This is a genomic window from Aquabacterium sp. A08 (genome assembly GCF_011742065.1).
In genome coordinates, this window is record NZ_JAAQQT010000707.1 from 1 (window position 1) to 16,648 (window position 16,648).

Here is a 16,648-nt window from a genome sequence, read left to right on the forward strand (position 1 = left end):
TCAGCGGGCGTCCGGCAACTCGATTTTCACTTCCAGCACTTCCAGGTTGTCCTGGCGTTCGAGCTGGACCTTGATGTCGTCCGGGTTGATGCGCACGTACTTGCTGATCACCGCCATCAGCTCGCGTTGCAGGTCGGGCAGGTAGTCGGGCTCGGCGGCGTTGCGGCCGCTGCGTTCGTGCGCCAGGATGATCTGCAGGCGTTCCTTGGCCACACTGGCCGACTTCTTTTTTTCGCCCAGCAGGAAAGACAGGAAAGACATGCCGCTCACCTCCCGAACAGGCGTTTGAAGAAGCCGGGCTTCTCGGCGTCGATGAAGCGCAGCGGGCGGTCGTTGCCCAGGAAACGTTCGATCACGTCCTTGTAGGCCTCGGACACGTCGCTGCCCTGCAGGTGCACCGCCGGCACGCCCTGGTTGGACGCCTGCAGCACGCTTTCGCTTTCCGGGATCACACCGATCAGCGGGATGCGCAGGATGTCCTGGATGTCCTCCAGCGACAGCATCTGGCCGTCCTGCACCCGGCTCGGGTTGTAGCGGGTGATGAGCAGGTGTTCCTTGATCGGCGCCTGGCCTTCGATGGCGCGCTTCGTCTTGCTGCCCAGCATGCCCAGGATGCGGTCGCTGTCGCGCACGCTGGAGACCTCGGGGTTGGTCACCACCAGGGCTTCGTCGGCAAAGTGCATGGCCATCAGGGCCCCGGTTTCGATACCGGCCGGCGAGTCGCAAACGATGTAATCAAAGCCCATGCCCGCCAGGTCGTTGAGCACGCGCTCCACGCCGTCCTGCGTCAGCGCATCCTTGTCGCGCGTCTGGCTGGCGGCCAGCACGAACAGGTTGTCGCACTGCTTGTCCTTGATCAGCGCCTGGTTCAGGTTGGCTTCGTGGTGGATGACGTTGATGAAGTCGTACACCACGCGGCGTTCGCAGCCCATGATCAGGTCGAGGTTGCGCAGGCCGACGTCGAAGTCGATGACGACGGTCTTGAAACCTTTGAGCGCCAGACCGGTGGCAAAGCTGGCGCTGGTGGTGGTTTTGCCCACACCGCCCTTGCCGGAGGTCACGACAACGATTTTGGCCATATTGGGGGTTCTTTCCAAGCGTCAGAGTAGGGGTTCGAGCAACAGCTTGTCGCCGTCGGGGCCGCTGTGCAGGCGCACCTGGGCCGGTTTGCCGCGCACATTGTCGGGCAAAGCCACGTCGCTGGTGCGGTACACCCCGGCGATGGAGACGAGTTCGGCCTCCAGCGTCTGGGCAAAGATGCGGGCGTCGGCGTTGCCCCGGGCGCCGGCGATCGCCTTGCCGCGCAGCGGCGCGTACACGTGGATGTGGCCGTCGGCGATCACCTCGGCCCCGGGGTTGACCATGGCCAGCACCACCAGGTCGCGCCCGCGGGCGTAGACCTGCTGGCCGGAGCGCAGCGGGCGGTCCACCACCAGGGCCGCCAACGCGACCGGGGATGGGGGTTCGGCCGCGGGCGCTGCCTCGGTGGGGTGGGGCTGGGCCCGCACCCAGCTGGCTTCGTCCGCCCGCACCAGGCCGGCCTGGGCGGCGGCGCCCTGGTGGTCGGCGCTGCCGCCGCGGTAGGCCACGGGTTGCAGCCGAAAGCGGCGCAGCACGCCCAGCAGGGCCTGCATTTCCAGCGGACTGATCGGGTCTTGCAGCCCGGTCATGTCCACCAGCAAAGGGTCTTGGTCGAAAAAGTCCGGGTGGGCGCCAAAGCGTTCGGTCAGGTCCTGGTCCAGCGTCGCCGGGTCTGCCGAGCGCAGCAGCAGTGCCACCAAAGGCAGTTGTGCGCTCTTGATCTCGAAAGACCGGGCGCCGGCGGCGGGGGAGTTCATGCGGTGTGGGCCTGAAAAAACCAAATCTTAACAGCCGGCCCGCGGGTTTTGGGGCGCGAGCCCCGGTGGGCCTGCCCGGGTGCCTCGCGGGCGCCAAAAGCTTGTCCAACTACCTGTCTTTGTTCTTAATTTTCAAAATAGTCGTAGTAGTAGAGCCGGGCCCCGGCTGTGCACAAGGGCCAAAAGCGTTGGCAAATCATGGACTTGAACACCGGACTAAGGTGTGGACCCGACCCTGGGAACGCGGCGCGTGGTTGGGCACAACTTTTCGATTTTTCCCAAGGCTGTGGACAACTGGCCGCTTGTTCTTTTTTTGTCCACAGGGTTGTGCGGACGAAAAAAAACCAGCCCGGGGGCTGGTGGGTGGCGGTGGGGGCCGGAGTGCCCGCCGGCAGGGCCGGTCAACCGTGCCGTGGCGGGTGCGGGTGGCCTGGCCGTTCGCGGCCCGGGCCCCCGTGGCGGCCCAGGCGCTGGTGCTGGGCGTCAAAGGTTTGTTGCTGCTCGGGGCTGAGCGTGGCGTAGAACGTTTTGACGGCTTCGAGGCGTTCGTTCAGGCGGGCGTCGCGTTCGGCGCGCAGGGCCTGCATCTTTTCCATGCGCTGGGGCGTGGTCAGCGTGGCCCACTCGGCGCGGTTCAGCCTTTGCTTGCTTGTCTTGGGCGCTTGCATGGCGGTGCTGAAGGCCTGCCACGCGCCGGCCTGGGCCGGCGTCAGCTTCAACGCGTCTTTCAGGCGGGCTTCGTGTTCGGCCAGGCGTGGTGCATGGCGTTCTTGCAGGCGTTCGGCGCGCGGAGCGTCTGGCGCGCTGTCGCAGTGGCCCCGGCCGCCGCCAAAGGCCCAGGCGCTGGCGGTGGTGGCCAGCACGCCAGCGGTGGCGGCGGCGATGAGCAGGCGTTGGGTGAGGGGTGTCATGGGCGGGCCTTTCTTTGGGGGTTGCGGTGAGGCCAGTGTCGGCCGCGCGTGTGTCGTGGCCACCGCTGCGATGTGACGCCGGTGTAAAGAAGCGTCAAGCGGGGTCAAAGCCCGGCCAGGTCGTCCAGGATCGGGCAGTCCGGCCGGTCGTCCCCGTGGCAGCACGCGGTCAGCCCTTGCAGGCTGCGCGCCATGGCCTGCAGCTGCGCGATGCGCTCCTCCAGCGCCTGCAGTTGCCGCTGTGCGATCTGCCGGACCTGGGCGCTGCTGCGCCCCTGGTCGTGCCACAGCCCCACCAGTTCGCCGATGTCGGCCATGGAAAAACCCAGGTCGCGGGCGCGTTTGATGAAGCGCAGCGTGTGCACGTCGGCCTCGGTGTAGAGGCGGTAGCCGCTGTCGGTGCGGGCCACCGGCGCCAGCAACCCCAGCGTTTCGTAGTGCCGCACCATTTTGGCCGACACGCCCGAGCGGGCCGCGGCCTGGCCGATGTGGACCGGCCAGCCGCCGGGTGGCCGGGCGGTGGTGTCGGGTGGCGAAGCCATGGGCGGCGGTTCAGGCCGTCAGGCGGCGACCGCGTAGCCTTCTTCGGCGATGGCCTGGGCCAGGGCTGCGCGCGGCTGGGTGCTGTCCACCTCCACCCGGTTCTGGGCGCGGTCGATGCGTACCTGGGCCTGCGGGTCCACGGCCCGAATGGCCTGGGTCACGGCTTTTTCGCAATGGCCGCAGGTCATGCCGGTCACGGTGAAGGTCTGGTTCATGGGGGCTCCTGAAAGGGGGGGACAACGGACACAAGTATGAACCTTGACACGGTGGAAAGGTCAAGACCTGCCCGACCGCTTGACGCTGACACGGTGGCAAGGTTCATACTGCGCGCATGAACACCGCCCCCGCCCCCGCCCCCGAGCTGTGCGAACTGGACCTCGGCATCGGCGGCATGACCTGTGCCTCCTGTGTCTCGCGCGTCGAACGGGCGCTGAAAAAGTTGCCCGGCGTGCAGGACGCGGCGGTCAACCTGGCCACCGAATCGGCGCGGGTGCGCTGGCGCGATACCCCCCAGGCCGACGCCGAGGCCAGCGTCATGACCGCGCGCATCCAGCGCGCGGTGCGCGACGCCGGCTACGAGCCCCGGCCACTGGCGTCACCGTCCGATGCCACCGCGCCGACCTGGCTCGGGGTGCCGCGCGACGCCTGGCCGGTGTGGCTGGGCGTGCTGCTGTCGCTGCCCTTGGCCGGTCCCATGGTGGGCGACCTGTTCGGCCAGCACTGGATGCTGCCCGCGTGGATCCAGTTCCTGCTGGCCACGCCGGTGCAGTTTGTGTTGGGCGCGCGTTTTTACCGCGCCGGCTGGCACGCGCTGAAGGCGCTGAGCGGCAACATGGAACTGCTGGTGGCCATCGGCACCAGCGCGGCCTGGGGCATGAGCACCTGGCTCTGGTGGCGCGCCGAAACCGGCGCCATGGTGCACCTGTATTACGAGGCCTCGGCCGTGGTCATCACCCTGGTGCTGCTGGGCAAGTGGCTGGAGGCCCGCGCCAAGCACCGGACCACCGAGGCCATCCGCGCACTGCACGCGCTGCGGCCCGAAATGGCGCACCTGCTGCCCGACGGCGTGAAACGCGAAGCGCTGCAGGACGTGCCCGTGGCCGAACTGCTGCCCGGCGACCTGGTGCTGGTGCGCCCGGGCGAACGCCTGCCGGCCGACGGCACGGTGCACCAGGGCCAGACGCAGGTGGACGAGTCCATGCTGACCGGCGAGCCGATGCCGGTGCCCAAGCAGGCCGGCGACGCCGTGACCGGCGGCAGCCTCAACGGCGACGGCGCGGTGCAGGTGCGGGTGACGGCGGTGGGCGCGCAGAGCGTGCTGCAGCGCATCATTGCCCTGGTGCAGGACGCCCAGGCCGCCAAGGCCCCGGTGCAGCGGCTGGTGGACCGAGTGGCCGCGGTGTTCGTGCCCACGGTGCTGGCGCTGGCGGGTCTGACCTTCCTGGGCTGGTGGGGCTGGCAGGGTGCACCGGTGGAAGACGCCTTGCTGCACGCGGTGGCGGTGCTGGTCATCGCCTGCCCCTGCGCGCTGGGCCTGGCCACGCCCGCGGCCATCATGGCCGGCACCGGGGTGGCGGCGCGGCACGGCATCCTCATCAAAGACGCCGAAGCCCTGGAGCTGGCGCACCGGGTGGACACGGTGGCCTTCGACAAGACCGGCACCCTGACCGTGGGCGAGCCGCGCCTGCTGCGGCTGGTGCCCGCCGACGGGGTGGACGACGCCGGCGCGCTGCAGGCCGCCGCCGCGCTGCAGGCGCAGAGCGAACACCCGCTGGCCCGGGCCGTGGTGCAGGCCGCAGCCCACGCGTCCACCGACGCCCAGACCGCCGAAGACGTGCAGGCGGTGCCCGGCCGCGGCACGCGCGGGCGGGTGCAGGGTGCCGCCCTGTACCTGGGCAGCCTGCGCTGGATGGACGAACTGGGGGTGGCGCTGGGGCCGCTGGCCGACGCCGCCCGCGACCTGCAGGCCGAGGGCGCGACCGTGTCGGCACTGGCCGTGGGGGCGGGCCAGGACACGGCGGACGGCGTGGGCCCGGTCCGCCCGCTGGCGCTGCTGGCCTTTGCCGACGAGGCCAAACCCGGTGCCGCCGAGGCCGTGGCCGGCCTGCGCGCGCGCGGCCTGCGGCTGGTGATGATTTCCGGCGACAACCGCGGCGCCGCCGAGGCCATGGCCCGCCGCCTGGGCCTGCGGCCCGAGGCCGGCGAGGTGCTGGCCGAGGTGTTGCCCGGCGACAAGGCCGCGCATGTGGCCGGACTCAAAGCCGGCGGCCACCGCGTGGCCATGGTGGGCGACGGCGTGAACGACGCCCCGGCGCTGGCCGCCGCCGACGTGGGCCTGGCCATGGGCCACGCCCGCGGCGGCTCCGACGTGGCCATGCACGCGGCCGGCATCACCCTGATGCGGGGCGACCCGCGCCTGGTCGCCGCCGCGCTGGACATTTCGCGCCGCACCGTGGGCAAGATCCGGCAGAACCTGTTCTGGGCCTTTGCCTACAACGTGGCCGGCATCCCGTTGGCGGCGCTGGGCTACCTGAACCCGGTGGTGGCCGGCGCGGCCATGGCGCTGAGTTCGGTGAGCGTGGTCACCAACGCCCTGCTGTTGCAGCGCTGGCGACCGGGGCAAGGGTCGGTCCCGCCACGCTGAAGCGCGCGCCCGGCCGCCTTGACCTGCGTCAACACCGCTCCGCCCGCGGGCTGCCATGCTTCCAGAATTGAAGGAGGATTCCCCATGGCCATCCCCGCATCCCTGCGCACCATCCGCGACGAACACATGGCGCTGGCCGCCATGCTGCGCTCCCTGCAACAGCTGGTGCGGCAAGCCCCGGTCGAGCCGGACGAACGGTTTTTCGACACGGTGCAGGCCATGCTGTTCTACATCGACGAATTCCCGGAGCGGCTGCACCACCCCAAGGAGTCGAACCTGCTGTTCCCGCGCGTGGCGCGGGCGGCGCCCGAGGCCATGGCCGCCATCGAGCGGCTGGAGCAGGACCACATCCAGGGCGAAGTGGCGGTGCGGGCCCTGCAGCACCAGCTGCTGGCGTGGAAGTTCCTGGGCGCGGCCAGGCGCCAGTCGTTTGTGCAGGCGCTGGACCGCTACGTCGGTTTTTACCTGGAGCACATGCGCACCGAGGAAACCGAGATCCTGCCGGTGGCCGAGCGCTGCCTGGGTGCGGCCGACTGGGCCGCGCTGGACGAAGCGTTTGCCGCCAACCAGGATCCGTTGACGCGCCAGCACGCGCCGGCGCCCCTGTACGAGCGGCTGTTCCAGCGCATCCTGCACGACGCCCCGGCGCCCATCGGCCTGGGTGGCTGAGCCGAGGCCGCCTCAGGGCAGGGTGGCCAGCAGTTCGTCGAAGGCCTGCAGCAGCTGCGCCACCTGGCCTGCGGTGGTGGCCGGGGCGCACAACATCATGCTGTGGAAGGGGGTGAGCAACACCCCCCGGTTCAGCATGAACAGGTGGGTGCAGGCCTCCAGCGCCGGCTGGCCGAGGTCGCGCACGTCCTGCGCGTGGCGTGGCGTGTGGGGCATGAACTGCAGTTCCAGTCGGGCGCCCAGGCGGGTGACGGTCCAGGGCCGGCCCGCCGCCTGGATGCGCCGCAGCAGCCCCTGCTCCAGTTGTTCGGCCCGCGCCAGCATGGGGGCGTAGGCCGCTTCGGTGTGCAGGTGGTTCAGGGCGGCGTGCAGGGCGGCCAGGGTCAGCGGGTTGGCGCTCAGGGTGGTGCCGATGCCGCTGTGGCCTTCGGGCGCACCGTCCTTGGCGGCGCGCATGCGCTCGGCCAGTGCCCCGGTGAAGCCGTACACCGCGCAGGGCAGGCCGCCGGCCACCGCCTTGCCCACCACCAGCACGTCGGGCCGCAGGCCGTGCTGGCGCGCGTGGCCGCCGGGGCCGCAGGACAGGGTGTGGGTTTCGTCCAGCACCAGCAGGGTGCCGTGGCGTTGGCACAGGGCCTGGGCCGCGGCCCAGAAGCCGGGTGCGGGCGGCACCAGCCCGAAGTTGGTCAGCGCCGGTTCGGCCAGCAGCGCGGCCACGTCGCCAGGCGCCAGCGCTGCCTCCAGCGCGGCCAGGTCGTTGAACGGCACCACCCGGGTGTGGGCCGCGTGGTTGTGCACCTGCCCCAGCACCGACGGGCGCGGCACGGTCTGGCCGGTCGCGGGGTCGCGGTCCACCAGGGTGTCGTCCACCGCGCCGTGGTAGCAGCCGTCGAACACCAGCACCTGGGGCCGCCGCGTCACGGCGCGCGCCCAGCGCAGCACGAAGCGGTTGGCGTCGCTGGCCGTCAGGGCCAGCTGCCAGCAGGGCAGGCCGAAGCGTTGCGCCAGCCGTTCGCCCACGTCTGCCGCCTCGGTGCTGGGCAGCATGCAGGTCAGGCCGCGCGCGGCCTGGTGGGCAATGGCTTCGGCCACCGGGGGCGGGCTGTGGCCGAACATGGCGCCGGTGTCGCCCAGGCAGAAGTCGGTGTGGCGCAGGCCGTCGGCGCATTCCAGGGTCACGCCCTGCGCCTGGCGCACGAACAGGGTGGCGGGGCTGGGCCAGTCGCGCATCCAGTGCAGTGGCACGCCGAACAGGAAGTGCGCCTGTGCCCGCTGCGACAGGGCCAGCGAGCGCGGGTGGGCATCGATGAAACGCTGGCGTTCGGCCGCGAACAGCGGCGCCAGCCGGGGAGGCATCACGGGGGTGTCGCTCATGGGGCCACAGCTTACGGCGGGGCGGGCGCAGAATGCGGAACCATGTCTACACCGTTTGATGGGTCCGCTGGGGGGCCTTCCACCGAATTGCCGGGGTTGGCCTGGCGGCTGGCCTTGGTGCTGTCGCTGGGGGCGGCCGTGTCGCTGGGAGTGACGCGTTTTGCCTACGGCCTGCTGTTGCCGCCCATGCGCGCCGACCTGGGCTGGAGCTACACCCTGGCCGGCGCCATGAACACCTTCAACGCCCTGGGTTACCTGCTGGGCGCCCTGGCCACGCCGTGGCTGATGCGGCGCTTGGGGCCCGAACGGCTGTTGCTGTGGGGCGCGGCGCTGGCCAGCGGGTTCATGGCCGGCAGCGGCTTTTTTGTGGACGCGGCGCCCTTGCTGGCGCAACGGCTGCTGGCCGGTCTGGCCAGTGCCTGGGTGTTCATCGCCGGGGGCTTGCTGGCGGCGCGGCTGGGCGCGCATTGGCCGCTGCGCAGCGGGTTGTTGCTGGGGCTGTACTACGGCGGCACCGGCTGGGGCATCGTGGCTTCGGCCGTGACCGTGCCCTGGGTGCTGCAGGCACTGGCCGATCGGCCGCACGCCTGGGCCTGGGCCTGGTGGGCCCTGGCCGGCCTGTGCGCGCTGGCCACCGGGGCGCTGGCCTGGGTGGCGGGTGCCCTGCGCCGGCACGACCGCGGGGCCAGTGCCAGCACCGCCACGGCCGCCTCTGCCCCCGCCGCGCCGGCCCCGGTGTCGCTGTGGCGCTTCACCCCGGCGCTGGCGGGCTACACCCTGTTCGGGGTGGGCTACATCGGTTACATGACCTTCGTCATCGCGCTGCTGCGCGACCAGGGGCACGGCAGCGGCGCCGTCACTTTTTTCTACAGCCTGCTGGGGCTGGCGGTGGTGGCGTCGTCGCGCATCTGGGCCGGCCTGCTGGACCGCTACAAAAACGGCCAACCCCTGGCGCGGCTCAACGCCCTGCTCGGGCTGGCCACGGTGCTGCCGGCGCTGACCTCGGCCTGGCCGGTGCTGCTGGCTTCGGGCGCACTGTTCGGCGGCGTGTTCCTGTCGGTCGTGGCGTCCACCACGGCGCTGGTGCGGCACAACCTGCCGCCGGTGCGCTGGGCCGCAGGCATCAGCGCCTTCACCACCGTGTTCGCGGCCGGGCAGATCGTCGGGCCCACGGTGGTCGGCTTCATTGCCGACGGGCCGGGCGGCCTGGCGCGTGGCCTGGTGTTTTCGGCCGTGGCGCTGTGGCTGGGGGCGGCGCTGGCCTGGCGCCAGAAGGCGCTGGTTTGAACGGCCCTCTGCTGCGATTGGCCGGGCCCGACGGCGACCAAATGGCACCGGCGATGCGGTGATCCAAGGTTAACTTACAGGGCCATTCATCCGGTGGACCCCCATGCCGATCGCCCCCCTGTCCGTTCCATCGTTGCTGCGGTCCGACACCCAGCTCAACCGGCACAGCTACTACGAAGCCAGTGTCGCGCGCGGCGCGGCGCAGCCGCCGCTGCAGGGCGATGCCCAGGCCGACGTGCTGGTGGTGGGTGGCGGTTTTGCCGGCCTGAGCGCCGCGCTCGAGCTGGCCGACCGGGGGTTCCGGGTGCTGCTGCTGGAGGCAGACCGCGTCTGCAGCGGCGCCAGCGGCCGCAACGGGGGCCAGGCCATCGTCGGTTACGCCTCGGGCCAGGGGCCGTTCGAGCAGCAACTGGGCCGCGCCGACGCCCGCCGCGCGTGGGACCTGTCGCTGCAGGCGCTGGACCTGATCGACCGGCGCATCGACCGTTTCGGCATTGCTTGCGACGCGGTCAAGGGCTACCTGTACGTGGCCGACTCGCCCGGCAAGGCGCGCGCGCTGCTGGCCGACCTGGAAGCCCAGGCGCGGGACTACGGCCTGGCGTGCGAGCTGGCCACCGGCGCCGAGGTGCAGCGCCACATCGGCTCCGCGCGCTACCATGCGGCCGGCTACGAGCGCCTGTCGGGCCACCTGCACCCGCTCAAGTACGGGCTGGGGCTGGCGCGGGCGGCCCAGGGCCTGGGCGTGATCCTGCACGAGCACACCCCGGTGCGCGCCCTGGCACAGACCGGTGCGGGGGTGGTGGCGCACACGCCGCAGGGCACGGTGCGCGCCCGTTACGCCGTGGTGGCCGGCAACTGCAGCTTGCCCGAACACGGGCCCGGCGTGCTGCCCCAGATCCACCCGCGCACCATGCCGGTGGGCACCTACATCATCGGCACGGCACCGCTGGCGCCCGAACTCTGCCAGCGGCTCATCGCCCGCAACGCCGCGGTGTGCGACAACAACTTCGTGCTCGACTACTTCCGTTTCAGCGCCGACCACCGGCTGCTGTTCGGTGGCCGCGTCAGCTACACCACCCGCACGCCGCCGCGCCTGGCGCAGGTCATGCGCCAGCGCATGGTGGCCATCTTCCCGGAACTGGCCGCGGTGCCGGTGGAGTTCGTGTGGGGCGGGTTTGTGGACATCAGCATGAACCGCGCGCCGGACTTTGGCCGCGTCGGACCGCACATGTACTACCTGCAGGGTTTCAGCGGCCACGGCGTGGCCCTGACCGGGCTGGCGGGCCAGTTGGTGGCCGAGGCCATCCAGGGCCAGGCCGAACGTTTCGACGTGTTCGCCCGCCTGCGGCACCGGCCCTTTCCCGGCGGGCCCCGGCTGCGCACGCCGGTGTTGGCGCTGGGCATGCTGTGGCACCGCTTCAAAGACGTGCTGGGCTGAACCAAAATCGCCTGTGCACACAAAAAAACCCACGGCTTCGTCAAACCGTGGGGCTTTTCGTTCGAAGGCTAAGGTCTTACTCGGGGAAGCTCACGCTAACCGGTTCCATTTTCGCCCCAGCTGTGGGAGTGCCCGCGTCTACTTTCACGTCTTTCATCAGTTTGAAACCGACGCTGGCAATCTGAGTCATCTTCGGCAGCGTGTCAGAGAACAAGGCCACGCCGTCCTTGATCGGGACGATTTTGGAAATCATCATCGGGTTGTTGCCCACGCCTTCCATGGCTTTTTTGCCCTTGTCCAGCATCGACGGAACTTTCAAGCCCGCGATACCAACGTTCAAAATGGACAGGCTGACCTTTTTCTGCATCTCAGGGGCCATTTTTTCCATCTTTTCTTTGGCGCTCGCCGAATCAAGCAGTTGCTGAGCCACAGCCGATTGCTCTTTGATCACAGAGCCCTGGATGCTGCCGATTTCCTTGGCGTCAGTGGTCTTGCTCAGGCTGTCGTTCTTGGCTTTCACGACGGCGATCTGCTCCTTGTCGCCTAAGGCGGCGATAATTTGGGTCAAGGAATTGGCTACGGCTGCCTGTATCAAGCTGCTGTCGCGATTGAACTCGTCCACAAGAGCACTGACGTCGCCACCACCGCTGTTTTTGCTGCCACCCATCAGGCCACCTAGGCCTCCGAATTGAGCATGTGCCGTGCCGAGCACACCCAGGGACAATGCCAGGGTCAGGAATTCGCGTTTCATTATTGGTCCTTAGTTCAGTTTGGTTGAGTGAATGGGCAGGGCACCCATGTGGTTTTCGTAGGCCTTCACACCCACGAATGGGGATAGGGCATCGGGAGGGATGTCCTTGAATTCGAAACGAGCGCCGTGGATAGACTCGACGACCTTGGTCTCGCCTGTGTAAATGCGGATGCCCGAACCGACGACGGCGGTTCCCGAGCACAACTCGCCCGTGCATTGGTTGCTGGTAATTTGCTGCTGTTCGAGCACGACGTAGCAACTGGTGGGGGTCACGGTCGGTGCCACTTGCGTACTGCTGAAAAAGCCTTCCTGCAAAGAGCGTTCAACCGAGCGGAGGTAGGCTTGGTCGACCTCCAGCAGGTTGTAGCCCTTGACCCGGTGCAGCAAGTAGGCCGCCACGGCCCCGTCCCCGTTCGACGGGTGGTTCAGGTTCTCCGTCAAAAATCGACTCCGGCGAGCGTCGCACCGAGCCAAGCCCTGTTGGGAAACGTCAGTGCCGCTGATGACGAGCACGTCCGATGGTTTGACATCTCCTTTGACCTCGATCCGGTCCCCGTTCTCCGAAGGCACCACAAACTGGGCCACGTTACCCGGTAGGGGCATGGCGATCTGCTTGCCGTTCGCTTTGAGCGGTCGAACCAGTCGCGCTTGTTTGAGGACGTTCACGTGCAGGGGCTGCGCCAGCGTGGCCACTCCGTTGCTGACCGACCGGATGGCCACGGTTTTCGCAGTGCTGTTGAAGCGGGTGATCATGCTTTGCATACCCGCCATGGCTGCATTCTTTAAATTGACTTCGCCTGCTTCTTCTTGCGATAGCCCCTTGCCTGCGTTCCGTACCAAGGTGTAGGGCGAATTTCCCAGGAAGGATTGGGTAATCACCCCATTTCGGTCCATGACAGAGAGCGTCACAGCGTTGGAGAACACGGTGTTCGAATTCACGCGGCCCGTGCCCCAGGAGGTGACGGCAGGTGAGCTGAAACTGTCTAGCTTGAGGTAGAAATCGGGCTGCGGGCGCTGGATTGTGGTGTTGTCGGCAAAGCCGCGCGCGGTCCGGTAGATCGTACTTTCGCAGTTGGCTTCCGAGCGGATCTGCTCCTTCAATCGGGAGAAATCTGCGTCGTGTTTGACGATGTTAAAGGGTGCGGTGAAGCCGATGTCGTCGGTGGCGATTGCCGTCAGCGCGTTGTTTATCACCTGGTACTCGGTCAATTTCGTGTCTGCGATGGGTTGGTACTGCGACACGAACAGCGTGGGTTTGACGTCGTCCTGACCTTGTTTTGTGAAACGGAAAGACAGGTTGTCACCGGTGCGAACGCCGTTGCTCAGGCGCTTGATGTCGCCCTCATAGTCGCTCGCCACCGCCACCGCCAGGCCGTGGGTGGCGTACACCACGGTGTAGGCCAACTCGCGGCCTTTATCGTCGTACGCTTCGAACTCTTGGTTCGAGGCAAACCCGACTTCGCTGCCGTGACTGAAAACGATGAAGTCCCCATCCCGCCCTGTTACCCCGATTTCCGTCTGCTTGGGCGAGAAGCCCTTGGCCGCAGTGTCCAACAACCGGGCGGTCATGGCCGTGCCATCGATCTGAATGGCACTTTTGAGTTTATCGATCACAGCGGGGGCGATGTCTTGCCCGTTGGGGGCGAAAAACTCTCTGGCCGTGGTGCTGTAGCGGGTGTAGATGGTTTCGCTGCGCGAGAACGCCACGTCGGCGCCGTTGAGCTTGACGAACCGCAGCGTGTAGGTGATAGGAATCAACGCGTCAACGTAGTCGCCGAACTTGTTGATGTACGCCGAGAAGCGACTCACCCCCATGGCCACAGCAAAGGCGTCCTTGTAGTTCACCGTGAAGCTGGGGTTGCACTGCGCGTTGTCGTACGGCAGGTACGCGTATTTGCCCGAGCGCACACTGGCGATCTGGTTAGCCCCCACCACCGCCTGTGGAAAGCGCTTGCGCACTTCTTCCCGAAAACCGTTCAGCAGCGATTGCTGTACGGGAGCGTCGAACAGCAAATCGGCATACTTTTCGTTGATCATGCCGCCGTACTTCGGCCCGCTACCGGTGGCAGCCGTGGCCGACTGACTCAGTCCCGTGATGCTTTGAACCGGGAACACGTAGTACTGGAACTCGGCCGCGGCCCAAGCCAGTTGGGTGCTGGCCAGTGCCAGCGAGCTCAGCAAAATGCGTTTCACGCCAGCTCTCCGTGGTCAACGAAGTTCCGTGGGGCAGGCACCGAAACCCTCAATGCCGATGCAGATTTTGTTGCCCTTTGGGCCCACCACTTCGGCATTTTCCCAAGGCAGTTTGTCGAGCATGCGGTCGATCGTGTCTTTCAAACGGCCCGCGTACTGCACGTTGACGGCCATGTAACGCTCTTGCGTGTTGGGTTCGCTGGCTTGCAGGCCGTCCACGGATTCGAGCAGGTTCTGAAAGGCCCGGCGGTCTTGCCGGCGCAATTGGTTGGCGCTGTAAAGGTAGAGCGTGTACACGTTGCCGCGCGAGCTGCGGGCGTTGAGCTCTTTGGTGGCCCGTTCGCCCAGCACTTTCGCCAGTGACGATGCCAACGCGATCCCCAGACGGCCTCGGCAATCCTGGTCGCCATTGCCGGATGCCGCGGCTTGTAGAGAGTCCTCGAAAAAGATTTCGTTGCTTTCGATGAAGCGGCCCTGCACGGCCAAGTTGCCGTTGCATTGCGTGCCCGTCGCCGTGGTGCCCACGATGGTGTAGTTGGCTTGCCCGGTGGCCCACACGTCGGCTTCAATGCCTTTTTTCTGGATCAGCTCGACGAACTGGTTAATGCGGCCGTTGTTGGTGATTTCGAACATCGGGAGAATCCGGCCGCCCTCGGCGCGCAGATCGTTTTCGGCCACAAGGCGCAGACCGTTGTTCTGGAACTCACCCGATAGGCGCGAGGTCAGCACACGGTCTTGGGCGCCCAAGGCCTTGGCGTTGTTGAACTCCGGCATGCGCGTTCGGACGGAGTAACTGACCTTGTCGTTTTGCTGCTGGATGTTCTTCTGTTCGCCGCTGTAAGACGAGGCGGACGCCGAGCTCTTGGCGCTGGCGGCCTGGCTCTTGTCGGCGTAGGCGGTCGAAGACGAGGCGGCCCCAGCGTATTGCGACTTTTGTGCTGCGGCGTACTGCGAGCTTTGTGCCCCGGCGTACTGGGACGACGAGGCGCCAGCAGCACTGCCGTAAGCGTTCTCGTACGCAGCGGCACTGTCGCGACGACCGGCCACGGCAGTGTCTTGGCGGGCCGAGACGGCGGAGGATTTGCTGCCCGAAACGGCCACGGCTTCGCGGTTGGCGTAGCTCACGTCGGTTTTGGAGGAGCTGGCCGATGATGCGGACTGGCTCTTGCTACCCGAGGCTTTGGAGCTGGTGTCCGAGAACGAGCTCTTGTCGTGGGAGTAGTTCACCTCGGTTTCGACGGCCTTGGTGGCATCGTTCGTGGTGGCCACGCCGATGAATTCGTCGATCGAGACCAAAATCTTGGCCGATTTTGCGGCGATGTCGCCCGCGCCTATGCCTTTGTTGGTCAGGTACTCCTTGAGTTTGGCCGAGGGCACACTGATAGTGGCTTTGCCCGTGAGCACCTCTCCGTCCGGCGGGTCCATGGAGATCTGGATGGCGTCACCTAGCAACTCCACCAGCTCCGGCAGCTTGGCTTCCACCTGAGGGGTCATGCGCACAGCGAAAGCCGCCTCTAAGAGGTTTTTCACAGCCCGCACTTCCAGTTGTTCCTTCAGCTGGCGGCGCAGGGCGGCCGGGCTGGCCCCTTTGGTGACGGTGATTTTGGTCTGCGCACTGGCTGAAACCGTTTGGGCTTGGGCAGCGTTTTGAACGGAGAGGCCGAGGGCGAGGCAGCAGGCAATGGCCAAGAGGGATTTTTTCATCGATTAATCCAGAAAGGGGGTGTACAAGGGGTAGGCGTCAATTCGGCAGCTTCACTGACACGTCGCCGGCGCGAGCCTCGATTCCTTTTGCGTCCATGCGGATCTGTGTGTCGCCAGCGGTTGCTTCGATACCGATTTGGGCGGAGGGCGTGTGCGTGTTCTCATCCGTCGAGGTAGGGGCCACCCCGATCTGGGTGACGATCTGCAAAAAGCGCAGTTGGGTGCGCAAGCTTTCGAAGGCTGGTTCGCTCATGGGCACTTCTGGGGACAAGTTCAGGAGCGACACGGCAACGGCGAGCTGGTCCAGCGCGACCTGTGTGTCGCCGCTCAACGCCAAGGCCCGAGCAGCCGCGTAAGCGAATTCGCCCTTCAGCGGAGCGTTGGGTTCCTGGGCGCGGGACACGGCCAAGTCTTTGGCTTGCGCGTACTGGCCTTCTTTGATGAGCCGACTCGTCTCTTGCAACGCCCGTTCAGGCGTTTGCGGAGCAATGAATTCGGCCAGTTGGGTGCGTGCCTGATCGCAGCCAGTGAGGGCGATGGAACAAGCACCGGCCACCAGCAGATGAGCTGCGATCTTCAAGCCGCCATTGAAAAACGAAGATGAAATAAAAATTCTGAAACTCCCATAGTGTTTTAGTGAAATTTTATACACCATAAAGCGAAATTACAAGCGTTTGAATTTGTAATTTGGCTGCCAAATGTGGGATATTCCGCGAATTTTTGAGCGTGGCAAGGCATTGCCGCTTACCGAAGCGCGGCGTTCGGGATATCGCCCTGGACCAGTGGGCGGTCGGTGGTGTGTCAGCCGACCACCATGCTTCCTTCGCGCTCAAAGCGGATGCGCCAGCTAAGGGACTCGTTCAGCAGGTGCGGGGTGTGCAGGCCGCCCAGGCCCTGTTCAGTCATCCTGCCGCACGTCGGTATAGCCGGTCACACGCTCGAAGGTGCTCTGGTTCAGCCCGACAGCGCTGCGTTGGTGATGTTGACAACGCCCGATCGCACCGGCGGCAGCTCGGGCGGCTGACGACCTTTTTTCACCTCGTGGCCCAAAAAGTCCAGGATTTGCGCGGCAATGCGGTTGGGGGTTTCGTCCGGCGGGGTGAAGCGGGTGTTGCGGCCGGACAGGTTGGGGTAGTCGGCGCCGGTGAAGTCGCTCACACCCACGTGCTCCCCGTGGTGGATCAGCGCGGCGATGGCCTCGACCGACATGATTTTCTGGCGCAGATCGGCGTGCCGGATGCGGAAGGCGGGTATCGAAACTCCTCGAAACCTATGGCAAACCCTAAGAAAACAGGG

The 16,648-nt window shown here is 66.9% G+C and carries 16 protein-coding genes; 4 read left to right on the forward strand and 12 right to left on the reverse strand.

Translation table 11 applies throughout. The features are described from left to right. The 6 genes from minE to HA630_RS21985 form a co-directional block, all read right to left on the reverse strand. Nucleotides 1-261, reverse strand: coding sequence for a cell division topological specificity factor MinE (minE, locus tag HA630_RS21960; protein WP_166834277.1), 261 nt, complete (start codon nt 259-261; stop codon nt 1-3). A gap of 5 nt (nt 262-266) precedes the next feature. Beyond that, entirely contained in the window at nt 267-1,079 is an 813-nt protein-coding gene (gene minD, locus HA630_RS21965; protein ID WP_166834275.1) for a septum site-determining protein MinD, read from the reverse strand. A gap of 21 nt (nt 1,080-1,100) precedes the next feature. Beyond that, the gene (gene minC / locus HA630_RS21970) at nt 1,101-1,838 is read right to left on the reverse strand and encodes a septum site-determining protein MinC (RefSeq protein ID WP_166834273.1); all 738 of its coding nucleotides are present in this window, start codon (nt 1,836-1,838) and stop codon (nt 1,101-1,103) included. 401 nt (nt 1,839-2,239) lie between these two features. Further along, nucleotides 2,240-2,749 carry a Spy/CpxP family protein refolding chaperone gene (locus HA630_RS21975; protein WP_166834271.1) on the reverse strand — a complete coding sequence of 170 codons (510 nt, stop codon included), beginning with the start codon at nt 2,747-2,749 and terminating at the stop codon, nt 2,240-2,242. Nucleotides 2,750-2,853: 104 nt separating this feature from the next. Further along, nucleotides 2,854-3,291 (reverse strand): Cu(I)-responsive transcriptional regulator, encoded by a 438-nt coding sequence (cueR, locus tag HA630_RS21980; RefSeq protein ID WP_166834268.1) that lies wholly within the window; start codon nt 3,289-3,291, stop codon nt 2,854-2,856. A gap of 18 nt (nt 3,292-3,309) precedes the next feature. Continuing rightward, the gene (locus HA630_RS21985; RefSeq protein WP_166834266.1) at nt 3,310-3,507 is read right to left on the reverse strand and encodes a heavy-metal-associated domain-containing protein; all 198 of its coding nucleotides are present in this window, start codon (nt 3,505-3,507) and stop codon (nt 3,310-3,312) included. A gap of 116 nt (nt 3,508-3,623) precedes the next feature. Between HA630_RS21985 and HA630_RS21990 the strand changes: the two genes are divergently transcribed. Then, the gene (locus HA630_RS21990; protein WP_166834264.1) at nt 3,624-5,936 is read left to right on the forward strand and encodes a cation-translocating P-type ATPase; all 2,313 of its coding nucleotides are present in this window, start codon (nt 3,624-3,626) and stop codon (nt 5,934-5,936) included. A gap of 84 nt (nt 5,937-6,020) precedes the next feature. Beyond that, nucleotides 6,021-6,605, forward strand: a complete 585-nt coding sequence (locus tag HA630_RS21995; protein ID WP_166834262.1) for a hemerythrin domain-containing protein — start codon at nt 6,021-6,023, stop codon at nt 6,603-6,605. 12 nt (nt 6,606-6,617) lie between these two features. Here the strand turns inward: HA630_RS21995 and HA630_RS22000 are convergent, their stop codons facing one another. Then, a complete protein-coding gene (locus HA630_RS22000; RefSeq protein WP_166834260.1) occupies nt 6,618-7,979 on the reverse strand; it encodes an aspartate aminotransferase family protein in 1,362 nt (453 codons plus the stop codon). 42 nt (nt 7,980-8,021) lie between these two features. Between HA630_RS22000 and HA630_RS22005 the strand changes: the two genes are divergently transcribed. Further along, on the forward strand, nt 8,022-9,266 hold the full coding sequence (locus HA630_RS22005; RefSeq protein WP_166834259.1) for a YbfB/YjiJ family MFS transporter: 1,245 nt from the start codon (nt 8,022-8,024) through the stop codon (nt 9,264-9,266). Between the two features lie 103 nt (nt 9,267-9,369). After that, on the forward strand, nt 9,370-10,704 hold the full coding sequence (locus tag HA630_RS22010; RefSeq protein ID WP_166837715.1) for an FAD-binding oxidoreductase: 1,335 nt from the start codon (nt 9,370-9,372) through the stop codon (nt 10,702-10,704). A 76-nt stretch (nt 10,705-10,780) separates the two neighbouring features. Here HA630_RS22010 and HA630_RS22015 read toward each other — a convergent pair whose 3' ends face one another. The 5 genes from HA630_RS22015 to HA630_RS22035 all read right to left on the reverse strand — a co-directional run bounded on the left by HA630_RS22015 (nt 10,781) and on the right by HA630_RS22035 (nt 16,561). Further along, nucleotides 10,781-11,455 (reverse strand): hypothetical protein, encoded by a 675-nt coding sequence (locus tag HA630_RS22015; RefSeq protein ID WP_166837717.1) that lies wholly within the window; start codon nt 11,453-11,455, stop codon nt 10,781-10,783. Nucleotides 11,456-11,464: 9 nt separating this feature from the next. Beyond that, nucleotides 11,465-13,648 carry a hypothetical protein gene (locus tag HA630_RS22020; RefSeq protein WP_166837719.1) on the reverse strand — a complete coding sequence of 728 codons (2,184 nt, stop codon included), beginning with the start codon at nt 13,646-13,648 and terminating at the stop codon, nt 11,465-11,467. Nucleotides 13,649-13,663: 15 nt separating this feature from the next. Then, nucleotides 13,664-15,352: a hypothetical protein gene (locus HA630_RS22025; protein ID WP_166837721.1), complete on the reverse strand. Its 1,689-nt coding sequence runs from the start codon at nt 15,350-15,352 to the stop codon at nt 13,664-13,666. Between the two features lie 37 nt (nt 15,353-15,389). After that, entirely contained in the window at nt 15,390-16,007 is a 618-nt protein-coding gene (locus HA630_RS22030; RefSeq protein ID WP_166837724.1) for a hypothetical protein, read from the reverse strand. 299 nt (nt 16,008-16,306) lie between these two features. Continuing rightward, nucleotides 16,307-16,561, reverse strand: a complete 255-nt coding sequence (locus tag HA630_RS22035) for a hypothetical protein (protein WP_166837726.1) — start codon at nt 16,559-16,561, stop codon at nt 16,307-16,309. Between the last annotated feature and the right edge of the window lie 87 nt (nt 16,562-16,648).

Excerpts from the sequence above, each read along its gene's own strand:
- minD (WP_166834275.1), bottom strand. The coding sequence starts at position 1,079 with ATGGCCAAAATCGTTGTCGTGACCTCCGGCAAGGGCGGTGTGGGCAAA.
- HA630_RS21990 (WP_166834264.1), top strand. The coding sequence starts at position 3,624 with ATGAACACCGCCCCCGCCCCCGCCCCCGAGCTGTGCGAACTGGACCTC.
- HA630_RS21975 (WP_166834271.1), bottom strand. The coding sequence starts at position 2,749 with ATGACACCCCTCACCCAACGCCTGCTCATCGCCGCCGCCACCGCTGGC.
- HA630_RS22035 (WP_166837726.1), bottom strand. The coding sequence starts at position 16,561 with ATGTCGGTCGAGGCCATCGCCGCGCTGATCCACCACGGGGAGCACGTG.
- cueR (WP_166834268.1), bottom strand. The coding sequence starts at position 3,291 with ATGGCTTCGCCACCCGACACCACCGCCCGGCCACCCGGCGGCTGGCCG.
- HA630_RS22030 (WP_166837724.1), bottom strand. The coding sequence starts at position 16,007 with ATGGTGTATAAAATTTCACTAAAACACTATGGGAGTTTCAGAATTTTT.
- HA630_RS22025 (WP_166837721.1), bottom strand. The coding sequence starts at position 15,352 with ATGAAAAAATCCCTCTTGGCCATTGCCTGCTGCCTCGCCCTCGGCCTC.
- HA630_RS22005 (WP_166834259.1), top strand. The coding sequence starts at position 8,022 with ATGTCTACACCGTTTGATGGGTCCGCTGGGGGGCCTTCCACCGAATTG.
- minC (WP_166834273.1), bottom strand. The coding sequence starts at position 1,838 with ATGAACTCCCCCGCCGCCGGCGCCCGGTCTTTCGAGATCAAGAGCGCA.
- minE (WP_166834277.1), bottom strand. The coding sequence starts at position 261 with ATGTCTTTCCTGTCTTTCCTGCTGGGCGAAAAAAAGAAGTCGGCCAGT.
- HA630_RS22010 (WP_166837715.1), top strand. The coding sequence starts at position 9,370 with ATGCCGATCGCCCCCCTGTCCGTTCCATCGTTGCTGCGGTCCGACACC.
- HA630_RS21995 (WP_166834262.1), top strand. The coding sequence starts at position 6,021 with ATGGCCATCCCCGCATCCCTGCGCACCATCCGCGACGAACACATGGCG.
- HA630_RS22000 (WP_166834260.1), bottom strand. The coding sequence starts at position 7,979 with ATGAGCGACACCCCCGTGATGCCTCCCCGGCTGGCGCCGCTGTTCGCG.
- HA630_RS22015 (WP_166837717.1), bottom strand. The coding sequence starts at position 11,455 with ATGAAACGCGAATTCCTGACCCTGGCATTGTCCCTGGGTGTGCTCGGC.
- HA630_RS21985 (WP_166834266.1), bottom strand. The coding sequence starts at position 3,507 with ATGAACCAGACCTTCACCGTGACCGGCATGACCTGCGGCCATTGCGAA.